The organism is Bradyrhizobium lablabi (assembly GCF_018131005.1).
Classification (GTDB): domain Bacteria; phylum Pseudomonadota; class Alphaproteobacteria; order Rhizobiales; family Xanthobacteraceae; genus Bradyrhizobium; species Bradyrhizobium lablabi_D.
This window is the reverse complement of sequence record NZ_JAFCJK010000001.1, coordinates 88,903-102,959: the sequence shown is the minus strand read 5'-3', so window position 1 is coordinate 102,959 and position 14,057 is coordinate 88,903. Positions and strand designations below refer to the sequence as shown.

Annotated in this window: 14 protein-coding genes; 7 read left to right on the top strand and 7 right to left on the bottom strand. The window is 63.0% G+C overall.

What is annotated here, in order from left to right:
- The first annotated feature begins 428 nt into the window (after positions 1-428).
- The 5 genes from JQ553_RS00475 to JQ553_RS00455 all read left to right on the top strand — a co-directional run bounded on the left by JQ553_RS00475 (position 429) and on the right by JQ553_RS00455 (position 6,610).
- Positions 429-1,055 carry a GDSL-type esterase/lipase family protein gene (locus JQ553_RS00475; RefSeq protein ID WP_212497926.1) on the top strand — a complete coding sequence of 209 codons (627 nt, stop codon included), beginning with the start codon at positions 429-431 and terminating at the stop codon, positions 1,053-1,055.
- A gap of 265 nt (positions 1,056-1,320) precedes the next feature.
- Positions 1,321-3,063: an ATP-binding protein gene (locus JQ553_RS00470; protein WP_212497925.1), complete on the top strand. Its 1,743-nt coding sequence runs from the start codon at positions 1,321-1,323 to the stop codon at positions 3,061-3,063.
- A 246-nt stretch (positions 3,064-3,309) separates the two neighbouring features.
- Complete coding sequence (locus JQ553_RS00465) at positions 3,310-4,371, top strand: isocitrate/isopropylmalate dehydrogenase family protein (protein WP_212497924.1); 1,062 nt, start codon at positions 3,310-3,312, stop codon at positions 4,369-4,371.
- Positions 4,372-4,490: 119 nt separating this feature from the next.
- Entirely contained in the window at positions 4,491-5,657 is a 1,167-nt protein-coding gene (locus JQ553_RS00460) for an NADH:flavin oxidoreductase/NADH oxidase (protein WP_212497923.1), read from the top strand.
- Between the two features lie 23 nt (positions 5,658-5,680).
- Positions 5,681-6,610 carry a dihydrodipicolinate synthase family protein gene (locus JQ553_RS00455; RefSeq protein WP_212497922.1) on the top strand — a complete coding sequence of 310 codons (930 nt, stop codon included), beginning with the start codon at positions 5,681-5,683 and terminating at the stop codon, positions 6,608-6,610.
- Between the two features lie 6 nt (positions 6,611-6,616).
- Here the strand turns inward: JQ553_RS00455 and JQ553_RS00450 are convergent, their stop codons facing one another.
- From JQ553_RS00450 to JQ553_RS00425, 6 genes are all read right to left on the bottom strand, one after another.
- Positions 6,617-7,786 (bottom strand): cytochrome P450, encoded by a 1,170-nt coding sequence (locus tag JQ553_RS00450; RefSeq protein WP_212497921.1) that lies wholly within the window; start codon positions 7,784-7,786, stop codon positions 6,617-6,619.
- A gap of 129 nt (positions 7,787-7,915) precedes the next feature.
- On the bottom strand, positions 7,916-8,281 hold the full coding sequence (locus tag JQ553_RS00445) for a nuclear transport factor 2 family protein (protein WP_212497920.1): 366 nt from the start codon (positions 8,279-8,281) through the stop codon (positions 7,916-7,918).
- A gap of 91 nt (positions 8,282-8,372) precedes the next feature.
- Positions 8,373-8,669 (bottom strand): cupredoxin domain-containing protein, encoded by a 297-nt coding sequence (locus JQ553_RS00440; protein ID WP_249143871.1) that lies wholly within the window; start codon positions 8,667-8,669, stop codon positions 8,373-8,375.
- A 35-nt stretch (positions 8,670-8,704) separates the two neighbouring features.
- A complete protein-coding gene (locus JQ553_RS00435; protein ID WP_212497918.1) occupies positions 8,705-9,226 on the bottom strand; it encodes a DUF4142 domain-containing protein in 522 nt (173 codons plus the stop codon).
- Between the two features lie 101 nt (positions 9,227-9,327).
- The gene (locus tag JQ553_RS00430; RefSeq protein WP_212497917.1) at positions 9,328-10,014 is read right to left on the bottom strand and encodes an RNA polymerase sigma factor; all 687 of its coding nucleotides are present in this window, start codon (positions 10,012-10,014) and stop codon (positions 9,328-9,330) included.
- Positions 10,015-10,128: 114 nt separating this feature from the next.
- A complete protein-coding gene (locus JQ553_RS00425; RefSeq protein WP_212497916.1) occupies positions 10,129-11,037 on the bottom strand; it encodes a LysR family transcriptional regulator in 909 nt (302 codons plus the stop codon).
- A 103-nt stretch (positions 11,038-11,140) separates the two neighbouring features.
- On the opposite strand from JQ553_RS00425, the gene JQ553_RS00420 reads away from it, so the two are divergent.
- Together JQ553_RS00420 and JQ553_RS00415 are read left to right on the top strand one after the other, a co-directional pair.
- Positions 11,141-12,208: an aromatic ring-hydroxylating dioxygenase subunit alpha gene (locus tag JQ553_RS00420; RefSeq protein WP_212497915.1), complete on the top strand. Its 1,068-nt coding sequence runs from the start codon at positions 11,141-11,143 to the stop codon at positions 12,206-12,208.
- A gap of 325 nt (positions 12,209-12,533) precedes the next feature.
- Positions 12,534-13,529 carry an alpha/beta fold hydrolase gene (locus tag JQ553_RS00415; protein ID WP_249143928.1) on the top strand — a complete coding sequence of 332 codons (996 nt, stop codon included), beginning with the start codon at positions 12,534-12,536 and terminating at the stop codon, positions 13,527-13,529.
- A 75-nt stretch (positions 13,530-13,604) separates the two neighbouring features.
- Here the strand turns inward: JQ553_RS00415 and JQ553_RS00410 are convergent, their stop codons facing one another.
- On the bottom strand, positions 13,605-13,955 hold the full coding sequence (locus tag JQ553_RS00410) for a RidA family protein (RefSeq protein WP_212497913.1): 351 nt from the start codon (positions 13,953-13,955) through the stop codon (positions 13,605-13,607).
- Positions 13,956-14,057 lie beyond the last annotated feature (102 nt).

Here is a 14,057-nt window from a genome sequence, read left to right as displayed (position 1 = left end):
GCTTGCAAGCCGTCAATAACCGCCACCGACCTCCCGGAACGCCAAATGCTAACGCGCGAGCTATCCTTTTGTCTCCTTGAACTCGTCGACCTCCCTTCCGATATCGATGCGCGGAGCAGACGGAACGATCTCTCCAGCCTAGCCTTCTGGTCCTGACAAGGGCATCGTTGAGATCAGAGAGCATCTTATGGATGCTCCTGTCTTACAGGATGGATTGTTTGGCGGAAACGGCGGCCTGTGATCAACTAACTAACTAAAGCGCGATGAGAATACTTAGGCTGAATCGTCATCGCGCTTTGGGTACTTGTTTGAGCATGATCTCCGCGCAACGCTACGCGTTTGTCGCGAGGGAAAACCGCTACACACTTTTCCGGATCATGCCCCAGAAGGGGTCTTGAGGCGCTAATTCGCGGCCTTGTGGAGCGTGGATGAAGGGAATCGTTCGGGTACTGCCGTGGGCTATTTCTTTGGTTTGCCTGATTGGATTTGTCGCGTCGTTCTCTGAACTTCAGCGAATGAGAAAGCGTTTTGGCGAGGTGACGAGGCACGCTTATCACGACCATGCGGACGTTCGGAATTTCATCATTGGAACGGAGATGAACGCCTCGGATAGGCCTGTTGTCATCGTAGGCGACAGCATAGCCGAGATGGCACGCTTCCCAGACAGACTCTGCGGTCATGCTGTAGTCAACGCCGGAATTGGCGGTGCCACTATTTCAGAACTGGACAGAACCGCCAAACGCTTGTTGATCGGACACGATGTGTCGCTGTTCGTTGTTCTCGCTGGGACGAATGATGCCAGCTCGCCCACAATTGTTGCAGATTACTCTCGACTTCTTTCAACCCTCAAGCCGCAGCCCGTGCTAGCTGTCTCAGCGACCAAATTTGGCAACGTGAACGAACTGACGCGCGTCGCGGCCGACTCTGCCGGAGTGCGCTATGTCGATGCAGCTTTCAGTGACTTTCTTCCGAACGATGTGCACCCTAGTCCGGCCGGATACAAAGCATGGATGCCCAAGGTCATTCAGGCGATCAATGCGGAATGCGGGAGGTAAACCCGGGCGCGCCGGCGCAGGGAAGGTGAGGGGAGCGCGGGTTGCGCGGTGTTGGGATCGACAATTGGCCTGGTCCGCTCAACAACGGAGCTACTTGAGGTCTGGGCTCGGTTCGGACTAAAGTCGGCATTCTTCGGTGCAGTCCACCATGGGGCAGACCTCGCGCCTATTGCGGGAGTAGACCGCGAAGGCTCGGCTTGCATGGCGATGGGGCAAGGTTCGCCTGGTGCTTCAGAACCCACGAACAAGGGGCAAGCAGGAGAGGTTGACCGGCCTCGGTCTCACGCGGCTGGTGCACGCGATCGCGCTTACTTTCGCGATCGGCTCCATCTATTTTGTAGCGGCGCGGCTGAGCCTTGCGCTGCTGACTAAGCCAGAGGGCGTAGCGGTCTTCTGGCCTGCCGCAGGCGTGTCGGCCGGCGTCCTCATTGCTCTCGGCTTCCATGCGCGATGGCCGGTCATTTTCGGCACGGTGGCTGCCACCATATTGGCGAATCTGCTTGGCGATCGAAATATCTGGGGGGCCGTTCTGTTTGGCCTGTGCAATGCCGGCGAAGCGGTGCTCACGGCATGGCTCATCGAACGTTTCTATGGTCCTGATTTCACGTTGAGCAAGCTGCTCAACATGGCGGGATTGGTCGCTGCGGCCATCATAGGGACCGCCACGTCCGGCATTGGCGGCGCGATCGTGTTCAGATTTTTCCACAACTCGGCAACGCCGATGTGGACGACTTGGGAGCACTGGTTCGCATCCGATGGACTGGGAATTATTGCGGTCGCGCCATTGGTGATCGAGCTAGCTTCGGCGGCACGCGACCGGCCACCGCTGAACGAGCTCCTCGAGGGCGCTCTGACAGTCGCCGCGCTTGCACTCGTGAGTGCCCTTGCCATTTTCCTCCGGTCGGACCTGCTGGCGAATGTTGGTCCGGTCGCGGTCTTGTTCGCCCCGATGTTGTGGCTCGCAGCGCGATGCCGGCCAGTCTTCGCCGCCGCGGCGGCATTCATTGTCAGTCTTTCAATCGTTTGGACGACTACCTTTGGCATTGGCTATTTTGGCAATCCGGCTCTTTCGTTAGAGGAGCGCGTTCTAGCCGCGCAGGTGAGCATCCTGCTTGTGACCATCGGCTCATTACTGTTGGCCGCCCTGTTTGCCGAACTGCGAGACAAGAGGAGGGTCGCCGAAGCGGCGCTCCGCGCAAGCGAAACCCAGCGCTATCTCATCGAGACTGAGCGACTCGCCGCGCTCGGACGCCTCGTCGCGGGTGTCGCCCACGAACTGAACAGTCCTATCGGCATCAGCCTGACGATTGCTTCGACGCTCGCGCAGCGGTGCGCCAGGTTCGGACATCAAATCCTCTCGGGCCCCGTGCGCCGTTCCCTGCTCGCGGAGTTCACCGACGATAACCGCGACGCCGCCAATCAATTAGTGTCGAATCTCGAACGCGCCGGAGAGTTGATTCAAGCGTTTAAACAGGTCGCTGTCGATCGCAGCAACGTTGAGCGCCGCAAGTTTGATTTGAGAGTCGCGACGGAGCAGATTGTAGCCAGCGTGATGCCGGGCCTTCCCAAGCCGCGCGGCCATTTGGCGGTCGACATACCATCCGACGTCATCCTGGACAGCTATCCCGGCGCTTACGGACAGGTCCTGACCAACTTGATCTTCAATGCCGCGACCCACGGCTTTGCCGACGCGCCTGATGGAAACATGCTGATCGAGGCAGTTCGTCTCGGCGTCGCCGAGGTCGAGATCATTTTCTCCGACGACGGACGTGGCATTCCGGAGGAAATTCAGCGTCATGTGTTCGATCCATTCTTCACCACGCGAAGGGCGAAAGGCAGCACTGGGCTGGGCCTCCATATCGTCCATAATCTTGTGACCGGACAGTTGGGCGGCCGGATCACGCTCGTCTCGGCTCCTGGAAAGGGCACTTCCATTTGTATGACACTTCCCCTGGCGGCTCCTAGCCATGCTGTCGGCCAGACCGAGACGTCCAATACTGCCGGCTGATGGGCCGCGATGAGACAAGCCACACCGGCATCGTGCTTCGCATGGTGAGCTGGTCGCTGGCGCCGCAGCGCTGCCGCGCGCCGAAGGTCATGACGAGATCCTGATGCCGGGTGAACCTGAAGAGCAGATGGCGGAGCAACGCCGCCGCCGCGACGGTCTTGTGATTTCACCCGGCGGCCGCGAAATGCTTCGTGCCGAAGCGGCACGCGTCCGTGTCGTTCCCTTTTTGTAACTTACGAGCACATCATGAAACTCATCGTTCTGCCCGGAGACGGTATCGGCCCCGAAATCACCACCGCCACCCTGGCGGTGCTCGATGCCGCGGCCGACCGCTACGGTCTCGTCCTCGAGATTGACCAGCACGATGTCGGCCATGTGAGCCTCGCCAAGCATGGTACGACGGTACGGCCGGAGCTGTTGGATCGGGTGCGCCGCGCCGATGGTTTCATCCTCGGGCCGACCGCGACCTTCGATTTCAAGGATGAGTCGAAAGGGCAGATCAATCCCTCGAAGTTCTTCCGCAAGTCGCTCGATCTGTTCGCGAACGTCAGGCCGGCGCGGACCTACAAGGGGCTGAAGGCGCCGGTCGGCGCATTCGACCTGATTGTGGTCCGCGAGAACACCGAAGGCTTTTACGCTGACCGCAACCTCGCGCAAGGCGCCGGCGAGATGCTGGTCACGCCGGATGTGGCGATTTCCCTGCGGCGGATCACGCGCCTGTGCTGCGAACGCGTCGCCCACGCCGCCTGCGCGCTCGCTGCACGGCGACGCAACCATCTCACAGTGGTCCACAAGGCCAACGTGCTCAAGATCGCGGACGGGATGTTTCTCGACATCTGCCGGGAAGCCGCGACGCAATATCCCGGGCTGCATGTCGACGACGTTTTGGTCGATGCCATGATGGCACACGTGGTGCGTCATCCTGCCCGCTTCGACGTCATCGTGACCACCAACATGTTCGGGGACATCTTGTCGGATCTGACGGCCGAATTGTCGGGTAGCCTCGGGCTCGGTGGCTCCCTCAATGCCGGTCAAGAGCACGCCATGGCCCAGGCGGCCCATGGGTCGGCGCCCGATATCGCCGGCCAGGACATCGCCAATCCGGCGTCCCTGATCCTCTCCGCCGCGCAGTTGCTCGACTGGCACGGCGCCCGCAAGGGCGAACCCCGCGCCGTCGAGGCCGCGCGCGGGATCGAAGCGGCGCTGTCCACGGCGATTGAGGCGGGACACGCAACGCGCGACCTGGGCGGACGGCTGGGCACCGCAGAATTCGGGCGCTCCATCGCCGAATTCGTTGGCCGCGTGTAGCAGCAGCGGCTTTTGACGCGTTTTCTTCACGCGAACCGCTGGCCACTTCGCTCGAAAACGCTATAGCTTCGCGGGCCCGCGTCATCCTCGCCGGCCGGGTCACAAATTGCAGGGTTCCGATGTCGCAGCCGATTCTGTTCCAGCCGATTACGCTTCGCGGCGTATCCTCCAAGAACCGCATCCTGATTTCGCCGATGTGCCAATATTCGGCGATCGACGGCGTCGCCAATGACTGGCATCTGGTGCATCTCGGCAAATTCGCGCAAGGCGGCGCCGGGCTCGTGATGGTCGAGGCCGCGGCCGTCACCGCGGAAGGGCGCATCACCCATGGCGATGTCGGAATCTGGAACGACGGTCAGATCGCGCCGCTGAAGCGCATCGCCGCGTTTCTGAAGGAGAACGGCGCGGTGCCGTCGATTCAGCTCGCGCATGCCGGCCGCAAGGCCAGCATGCAGCGCCCCTGGTACGGCAATGCCGCGCTCGATGACGCCGACCGCGCTCGCGGCGATCTGCCGTGGCGAACGGTGGCGCCGAGCGCGGTCCCGATGGACGAGGGCTGGCTGATGCCGCACGCGCTCGAATTGGCCGAGCTTGCCGATCTGCGCCAGCAATGGCGCCGCGCCACCTTGCGCGCCGTCGATGCCGGATTCGAGTTTCTCGAAGTGCACTGCGCGCACGGCTATCTCCTGCATGAATTCCTCTCGCCGCTGTCGAACCGCCGCAGCGACGCCTATGGCGGCGATCGCGACGGGCGCATGCGCTATCCGCTCGAGATCATTGAAACGGTGCGCGCGGTGTGGCCCGCCGAGCGGCCGCTGTCGGTGCGGATCTCCTCGGTCGACGGGGTCGAAGGCGGCTTGCTTCTCGACGACCAGATCGCGTTTGCGCGCGAAGCCAAGGCGCGTGGCGCCGACTTGATCGACTGCTCCTCGGGCGGCCTGCTCGGTTCGGCGACCGCGGCGCGGATTCCGCGAGGCTACGGTTTCCAGGTGCCCTATGCCGCCGAAATCCGCACTTCCGCCGAGATCGCGACCATCGCGGTTGGCCTGATCCTGCATCCGCAACAGGCGGAAGATGTTTTGACGAACGGCCAGGCCGATCTGATCGCGATCGGACGCGAGGCGCTGTTCGATCCGAACTGGCCACTGCATGCCGAACTTGCACTTCGCGCCGAGGGCGGCGAGGTTTTCACCTCCTGGCCCAAGCAATATGGCTGGTGGCTGGAGCGGCGCGAGCCGGGCCTGCGCAAGCTCGACGGGCCGCCGTTGCCGTTCCGCAAGATATAGTCCGTTGTGAGCGAGGTCCTGGCATGACATTTCCGGCAAACCGTCCCTATCGCGGCGTCTTCCCCGTGGCGCCCACCATCTTCGATGCCAACGGCAATCTCGATCTCGACGGACAACGGCGCTGCGTCGACTTCATGATCGATGCCGGCTCGCACGGCATCTGCATCCTCGCCAATTTTTCCGAGCAGTTCGTGCTGACCGATGCCGAGCGCGAAGCCGTGATGCACGCAGTGCTGGCGCACGTCGCGGGCCGCATTCCCGTCATCGTCACGACCACGCATTTCTCCTCTTCCGTCTGCGCGGCACGCAGCCGCCAGGCGGAGTCCGCCGGCGCCGCCATGGTCATGGTGATGCCGCCCTATCATGGCGCCACCTTCCGCGTGCCCGAGGCAAGCGTCTACGAATTCTACCGCGTGGTCTCCGATGCGATAGGCATTCCCGTGATGATCCAGGACGCGCCGGTCTCGGGCACGCCGCTCTCGGTCGATCTGTTGGCGCGAATGGCGAAAGAATTCGCCAATATCAGCTACTTCAAGATCGAGGTGCCGATGGCGGCAAGCAAGCTGCGCAGCCTGATCGAGAAGGGCGGCAACGCGATCGAGGGACCGTGGGACGGCGAGGAGGCGATCACGCTGATGGCCGATCTCGACGCCGGCGCCACCGGTGCGATGACCGGCGGCGGCTATCCTGACGGCATCCGCCAGATCATGGATCCGTTCTTCGCAGGGAAGCGCGACGAGGCCATGCAGGCCTATGCGCGCTGGCTGCCGCTGATCAACTACGAGAACCGCCAATGCGGGCTGCATGCCTGCAAGGTGCTGATGCGCGAGGGCGGCGTCATCAAATCGGACACGGTGCGTCACCCGCTGCAGCCGCTGCATCCGGCCACCCGCGCGGGGTTGATCGAGATAGCGCGGATGCTCGATCCGCTCGTGCTGCGCTGGGGACGGTGAGGAAGTTTACGCGTCCCACGTCACCGGCAGATCCAATAGCCCGCGGAATGCCCAGCCGCCGATCCGTGGTGGCCTGTCCTCGATCAGACGCAGATTCTTCAGCCTGTCGAAGATCGCGGGCAGCGCGACGTCGGCTATCATGGCGCGAGAGGCCCAGGCGCCGGCGCAGAAATGCGGACCGGCGCCGAACGCGATGCTCTTGCTGGTATCGCGGCGCGCGTCGAACTCTTCCGGATTGTCAAAGTGCTTCTCGTCGCGGTTCGCCGAGCCGAACATCAGGAACACCCGCTCGTTGGTCTCGAACGCGATGTCTCGGATCATCCATGGCTTGGCGATCCGCCGCGGTGACATGCCGATCGGCGAGATCCAGCGGGCATATTCCTCGAACGCCTGCAGCCACGGGATGTCGCCGCGTCGCAGCAGTTCGAGCTGGTCGGGATGGGTCAGCAGCGCCCACACGGTGCCCGCGATCGCGTCGCGGGGTTCGTTCTGTCCACCCGAGATGGCAAGCTTGATGTTGGCGCGTACGCTCTCCATCGGCATGTCCGATTGCAGCATCACGCCGAGCAGGCTGAGGCCGGGCCTCTTGCTCAGGACCGGCACCATGTCGTCAATCGCGGCATCGATGCCCGACGTCGCTGCATGGCAGCGGGCTTCCACCGCGGGATCGCCGGCATAATTGGCGATACCGTCGATCATGCCCTGCGACCATGCATTCATGTCCTGAAAGCGCATGTTGGTGAGGCCGGTGATCAGCTTCAGGCATTCCGCCGAGAACGGCAGCGCGAAGGCCTGCACGAAATCGACGACGCCGTCCGGCTCCAGCGCGTCGAGGATGCGCCCGGCATGAGCCTCGAACTGCGCCGTCCAGTGCGACTTCACGGTCCTTGGCGAGATCGCCGGGAAGATCGCCTTGCGCTCGTTCATGTGCGCATCGCCGTCCTTGCGCATCATGTTGTGGCCCATCAACTTGTTCATCAGCCCCTCGGGCTGGTGCGACGAGAACACGTCGACCTGCTTCTCCGAGACGAAGATGTCGTCTCGGCTGCACAAGAGCGTGCTGCCGAGCTGCGGCACGAACGCGATCGGTGCCTCCTTCCGCAGGCGCGCGAAGGTCGGGTAGGGATCCCGCCAGAAGGCCGATACGTCGATGTCAAAATGCGGCGCGGTGCTCACGGCCTGCCCCCCTTGTCCCGGGCAGCATAAGCCAGCCGGCTCCCCCTGTCTGTCCACTGTCTGTCCCGACGGTGCAGGACGCCCGCTCGCCGGAGTGCCGGTGCGGAAGCGCCGGCACTCCCCTCGCCGTTACGCCCCCTGCGGCACCTGGTCCAGGAAGCCGGTGATGCTGCGGATGCGGCCTTCCTTCAGCACCGCGAAGTCGGTGCCCTTGATCGGGCTGTCGACGCCATCGGGGCCCAGCCCCCACGAGAAGCGGACATGATCACCGAAGCCGTTGGGCTCGCCGATCAGTTTGAACCTGAAGTCGGGAAACTTCTGCTGCACGCCTGATATCAGTGCGTCGACGCCGTCGTGGCCGTCGCCGCTCATCAGGGGGTCGACGTAGCGCGCGTCCGCGGTCCAGTTCTCGCTCAGCATCTCACGGCGGCGGCTCGCCGTCCGCTCGTTCCAGAGGTCGATATAGCGGCGGGCAATGGTTGCGTGATCGGTCATGGGCTCTCCTTCGATGGCGCCGGATTGTTCGGCTCCGCACTATCGAAGGTTCGCTCACGCGAGGCGATTACCTCTGACGTCATGTCGCGCGCTACGGCGCGATCGTCAACACCGCCTTCATGTTGGGATGATAGCGGCAGTAATACTCGACCGTCCCTGCCTTCTGCAGCACCGAGGTCACTGTTGTCTTCGGCGCGATCGCCACGTCGAAGTCGCCATTCTTCGCCGTGGCGGTGTGGGCCAGGATATCCTTGTTGACCCATTCGATGGTGTCGCCGACCTTGGCCGATGCCTCGGCTGGCGAGACCACCAAATTCTCCATCACGATCTGAATCGTCGCCGCATGCGCCGGGACGGCCATCGCGCCGGGCGTGAGCAAAACAAACATTGCGAGATGATGTCCCAGCCGCATGACGAGCCCCTTTACTTCAGACTGGCCGCGACATGTTCGGCGTGCTGCTGGTGCCCCTGGAAGATCTTCAGGCCGGTCTGCAGCAGGCCCTTGAGCTCGGGATTGCTGGCCGAGGGGATCAGTTGCGTCTCCAGCGCGCTGTTGACGGCCTTGTGGTAGGCGACTTCGTTGGCGATGTAGGCCTTGTCGTAATCGGCGCCCTTCAGCTTGGCGAGCTCGGCGAGCTTGTCGGTGGCCTGCTTCGACAGCGCCTTGCTGGTGTCGTTGTCTTCGGGCGTGACTTTCAGCTTCTTGACGAGGTCGAGCGCCTGCTTGTTCACGGCCTCATGGTCGCGCTCCATGTCCTTGGCGAACGCCTTGATCTCCTTGTTGGAGGCTTTCGAGTCTGCCTGCTTGGCGGCATTGATGTCGATCACGCCGGCCGTATAGGCGATGTGCGCGATCTGCGGGTCGGTGAGCTTTGCGCCCTGTGCGAGCGCGGCGCTGCTCAGAAGGCTCAGCGCGGCGACCGCAATGCTCAATCGAACGAACATGGTTTGACTCCTGTGGCGCCGGGCGTGAGGCCGGCGCGTGGTTGATTGCACAGGCGTTGGATGGCGCTGGCGCGCGGAGGTTCCCAAGAATTGAAGCGAATCTACGCGGCGTATCCGAGCCGCTTCAGCACGGCTTCGGTTAGCCGCTCGCAGCGTTTGCCGGCGAAGGGAAACGCGTCCATGACGACGGGACCGATCTTCCGCTCGACATTGTCCCGCAGCATGCTCCTGGCGCGGTGCAAACGGGTCTTCACGGTCTCGGGCCTCAGGCCAAGGATCTCGGCCGTTTCCTCGACGTTCATGCCCTCGATCACGCGGGTGATGAAGACGAGGCGGAACGCCTCGGGCAGTTCGTCGATCGCATGCTCGACGACGTGCTGGATTTCGCGCTGGGCCATGGATTTTTCCGGATCCGCTGACGACAGGGGGAACTGGATGATTTGGGCTTCGAGCGCACCCTGCGGCACCTCGGACCATTCCACGCTGGGCGGCTTGCTGCGCATCCGCCCCAACGCCTCGTTAATGGCGATCCGTGACAGCCAGGTGGACAGGCTGGAGTCGCCGCGGAACTGGTCAAGATGGGTAAAGGCGCGGACATAGGCGTCCTGCACCACGTCCTCGGCCTCGCCGTCATTGCGCAGGATGCCGCGCGCCAGCCGGAACAGCCGGCGATTGTTGGCTTGCATGATGGCGCGCACCGCGGCCTCGTCGCGGCCGAGCGCGCGTTGCACCAGTTCGGCATCGCCGGTGCCGGCGGGCGTGACGGTTTTGACTTCGGCCTGGCGCATGGCGGGATGCCTCTCATCGCTCGAAAGCTTGCCGACATAGGATGCAGCCGGGGGCCCGCAGGTTCCCGAAAAAAGGACTGCAGTCCAAGAAAAATTCTGCCGCGAGATCAAAGCCTACGGCTTGATATAGGCCTCGAGATCACCGTGCGCATGAGTTTCCAGCGCGTCAAGGAAGCAACGCACCTTGGCCGGGACGAACTGCCGCGCCGGCAGCAGCGCGTGCACATTCAGCGGCTCGCAGGCATGATCCGGCAGCAGCCGCCGCAATTGGCCGGCCTCCACTGCGGCGCGGGTGTAGCTCGCTGTCACCCGCAGCACGCCATGGCCGGCAAGCGCCGCCTGCAGGCGGACATGTGCATTCGAGCTCGTGAGGCGCGCGCGATCGACCGCGAGCTGCTCCACCGCCCCTCCGGGCGCGGTGATCGCCCATGGCATGTCGCTAGGCCCGGTCAGGAGCGGTAGCCTCCGTAGCTCTTCCAGCGTGCGCGGCTCGCCGAACCTTTCGAGCAGCGCAGGTGCCGCGAACAGGCCGCGCTCGAGGCTGAATACACGGCGGATCACGATCCCGGCCGACGGCAGCGGCGCCTCCAGCATCGCGAACACGATGTCATAATTCTCGGCGACCGGGCTGACGATCTCATGCTCGACATCGATCCGGATCACCAGCTCCGGATGGCGGCTCATCACTTCGCAAGCGACGGGCCCGGCGTGATGCGCGCCGAATTCATAAGGAGCCTTGATGCGCAGCGTGCCGGCGACCGCGCTGCTCATCGCCACCGCCTCGCTGTGCATTTCATGCAGCGCGACAAACAGCGGGCGCACCTTGCGATAGATGGTCTCACCGGCATCGGTCAGCCGCAGATGTCGCGTGGTGCGCTCGATCAGCCGCAGGCCGAGATTGCCTTCCAGTCGCTGCACTGCAGCACTGAGGCTCGATTTAGGATGCCCGAGCACCCGCGCGGCGGCGCTGAAGCCGCCATGCTCGACAACCTCGCAAAACAGCTCCCAATCGCGCCATTCCATGGCAGGGATTGTCCATCCGGCGGCACAGTGTGTCCAGACAAATTGGATTATCCATCCGACGGGGTTCACCTAACCTCGCTGCATATCGCATCGGGAGAGTGACATGGCTGATGACGACGGAATCTTTCTGCGCAACACCTGGTACGTTGCCGCGTGGAATCACGAACTGATCGACGGCAAGAAACTGGCGCGCACCATTCTGGAGCGGCCGATCGTTCTCTATCGAGGGTCGAGCGGGAAGGTGGTTGCGCTCGACGACCGCTGCTGCCATCGCGCAGCGCCGCTGTCGATGGGCCGCGTCGAAGGCGACGATATCCGTTGCATGTACCACGGCATGAAGTTCGCCGCCGACGGCAAATGCATCCAGATTCCCGGCCAGGAGGTCATTCCCGCGAAGCTCGGCGTGCGGAGCTATCCCGTGGTCGAGCGCTATAATCTGATCTTCATCTGGACCGGCGATCCCGAAAAGGCAGATCCGAATCTGATCCTCGACTATCCGCCGCTTGCCGATCCGAAATGGCGGGGACTGCCGGGCTATATGCACTACAAGGCCAACTGGCTCTTGATCGTGGACAATCTAAGCGACTTCGCCCACCTGGCCTTCGTGCACACCAACACACTCGGCGGCTCCGAGGAGTACGCCTACAAGACCAAGCCGGTCGCGATCGAAAAACTCGACGACGGCTTTCGCGTCGAGCGCTGGCACATGGGGGCCGAGCCGCCGCCCTACCACAAGAAAGTGATCCCGAACAAGTCGGACAAGATCGATCGCCGCAACATCGGCCGCATGATCATTCCCGGCATCTTCACGCTCGACACCACCTTCGCGCCCGCTGGTCAGGGCGTCGAGAAGGGCGTTCAGGTCCCCGGCACGCGGCAATACCGCAACGCGCAGTTCATGACGCCGGAGACGCGCTCGACCACCCATTTCTTCTGGAACTATCTGCACGATTTCGACATCGACAACCCGAACATCGCGCTGTCGCTGCGGCACTCCCTCGAGGAGGGGTTTAACGAGGACAAGGACATCATCGAGGCGCAGCAGCGGGTACTCGACGACGATCCGAACTACCAACTGCTCGCGATCGGAGCGGATGCGCCGCTGACATATTTCCGCTGGCTGTTCGCGCGGAAGGTCGAGGCGGAGCGGAACGCCGCGCGTGCGGCGTAGATCAAATGGTGCGACCGCGCTGTCCCGCCAACCGCGAGAGCGTCAATATTGATCAGGCTGGGGTCCGGACCAGATTTGGCGTAGAAGCATGATCCCCAATTAGTTGGTTCGGTCGGGGTCAGAGATTCAAACTCATCCCAGCATGACCATTGTGGCCACGATTAAACGGTGAATGAGCTTGAGCGAAAACTCAAAGCCACCGGAAAAAGATGTGGGCGCCGAGTGGGCGCAACAGGTCTGGTTGTGGCCGTTGCAAGCCACGAGGTTGGCGCTGGATGCCTATTCGCATTGGTTCGCCGATCGTGGGCCGGCGGCACCATCTCCCATGCCCGATCCGGCGCCGCTCGCCTGGACCACGCCGAATACGATTGCGCTGCAACTTCCGTCGATGCGTTTGCGGGATTTTTCGCGGGGACCGGGCGAGCAGCCGCTCGTCATCTGCGTCCCCTATGCGCTGCACGGTGCACTGATCGCGGATTTCGCGCCGGATCACAGCTTGGTCGAGGCACTGCAAAGAGGTGGCGTGAACCGCATTTACGTCACCGATTGGCGCTCGGCCGCACCTGACATGCGGTACCTGTCGATCGACAATTATCTAGCAGATCTCAATGTGGCGATCGACGGGATTGGCGTGCCGGTCGATCTGGTTGGGTTGTGCCAGGGCGGGTGGCTGTCGATCCTCTATGCGGCACGCTTTCCCGACAAGGTGCGGCGGCTCGTGCTCGCGGGCAGCCCGGTCGACGTGTCCCTGCCGTCGCAAATCTCGAACATGGTGAGGGCGCTTCCCAGGCCAGCGTTCGAACAACTGGTGCTCCAGGGCGACGGCATCGTAAGCGGCAAGCATATGCTCCGGATCTGGAGCATTCCCTTCAGCCTGCACGACGTGGAAGCTGCGCTGCAAACGGATCTCGGCGACGGGTCCGAGCGAGCCAAATCATTGCTCGCCCGCTTCGAACAATGGGATAGCGAAACGCTCGACCTGCCGGGGACCTACTATCTCGAGGTGACCGACTGGATCTTCCGCGAAAACCGGATCGCTGAGGGGCGCTTCGTCGCGCTTGGCCGTACGATTGACCTTGGCGCGGTGACGGTGCCGCTCTTTGTGCTGGCGGGAGAGAGAGACGTCATCGTTCCGTGCGATCAGGCCCTTGCGACGGCGCCGCTGTTGGGCACGCCGCCGGCGCGGCTGCAACGGGCCGCCGAACCGTGCGATCACCTTGGCCTGTTCATGGGGCGCAATACCTTGCGCCAGTCATGGAGCCGCATCGCCCGTTGGCTTCAGTCCGACATTGACAGTCTGGACGCCAGGATCAGTGCGTAAGATACGGACAAAAAATGCCCCGGGTCACATTGGTTCCCCGGGGCATCCGAGCGCCGCTCTCGGCCGCGAGGCAACTTACTTCGCCGCGACCACCATGATCTCGACGTTGTATTGTGGCGCCGCCAGCTTGGCCTCGACGGTGGCTCGCGCCGGCGTGTTGCCGGGCGAGACCCAGGCGTCCCACACCGCGTTCATCTCGGGGAATGTCTTCATGTCGGTGATGTAGATGTTTGCGCTGAGGAGCTTCGACTTGTCGGTGCCGGCCTTCGCCAGATGGCCGTCGATGATCGACAGGATGTCCTTGGTCTGGTCGCTGACACTGCCGCCGGCGGCCTTGCCTGCAACCACGCCGGCGAGATAGACGGTGTTGCCGTGCACGACGACCTGGCTCATGCGCGGGCCGGTTTCGAAACGTTGAATGCTCATTGGGGTCTCCACATGAATGGCGGGCACTCTCTACCTTGCCGGGCCCGCCATCGCTACCGCGCAGTTTGCAACCAGAGCATTATCGTCGGCGTTGCGTCCCGA

Bases quoted from the DNA above. Each gene is read 5' to 3' on its own strand.
- JQ553_RS00455 (WP_212497922.1), top strand. From the start codon at position 5,681: ATGACATTTCCGGCAAACCGTCCCTATCGCGGCGTCTTCCCCGTGGCG.
- JQ553_RS00425 (WP_212497916.1), bottom strand. From the start codon at position 11,037: ATGGAATGGCGCGATTGGGAGCTGTTTTGCGAGGTTGTCGAGCATGGC.
- JQ553_RS00445 (WP_212497920.1), bottom strand. From the start codon at position 8,281: ATGACCGATCACGCAACCATTGCCCGCCGCTATATCGACCTCTGGAAC.
- JQ553_RS00415 (WP_249143928.1), top strand. From the start codon at position 12,534: ATGCCCGATCCGGCGCCGCTCGCCTGGACCACGCCGAATACGATTGCG.
- JQ553_RS00440 (WP_249143871.1), bottom strand. From the start codon at position 8,669: ATGTTTGTTTTGCTCACGCCCGGCGCGATGGCCGTCCCGGCGCATGCG.
- JQ553_RS00465 (WP_212497924.1), top strand. From the start codon at position 3,310: ATGAAACTCATCGTTCTGCCCGGAGACGGTATCGGCCCCGAAATCACC.
- JQ553_RS00435 (WP_212497918.1), bottom strand. From the start codon at position 9,226: ATGTTCGTTCGATTGAGCATTGCGGTCGCCGCGCTGAGCCTTCTGAGC.
- JQ553_RS00460 (WP_212497923.1), top strand. From the start codon at position 4,491: ATGTCGCAGCCGATTCTGTTCCAGCCGATTACGCTTCGCGGCGTATCC.
- JQ553_RS00410 (WP_212497913.1), bottom strand. From the start codon at position 13,955: ATGAGCATTCAACGTTTCGAAACCGGCCCGCGCATGAGCCAGGTCGTC.
- JQ553_RS00430 (WP_212497917.1), bottom strand. From the start codon at position 10,014: ATGCGCCAGGCCGAAGTCAAAACCGTCACGCCCGCCGGCACCGGCGAT.
- JQ553_RS00420 (WP_212497915.1), top strand. From the start codon at position 11,141: ATGGCTGATGACGACGGAATCTTTCTGCGCAACACCTGGTACGTTGCC.
- JQ553_RS00475 (WP_212497926.1), top strand. From the start codon at position 429: ATGAAGGGAATCGTTCGGGTACTGCCGTGGGCTATTTCTTTGGTTTGC.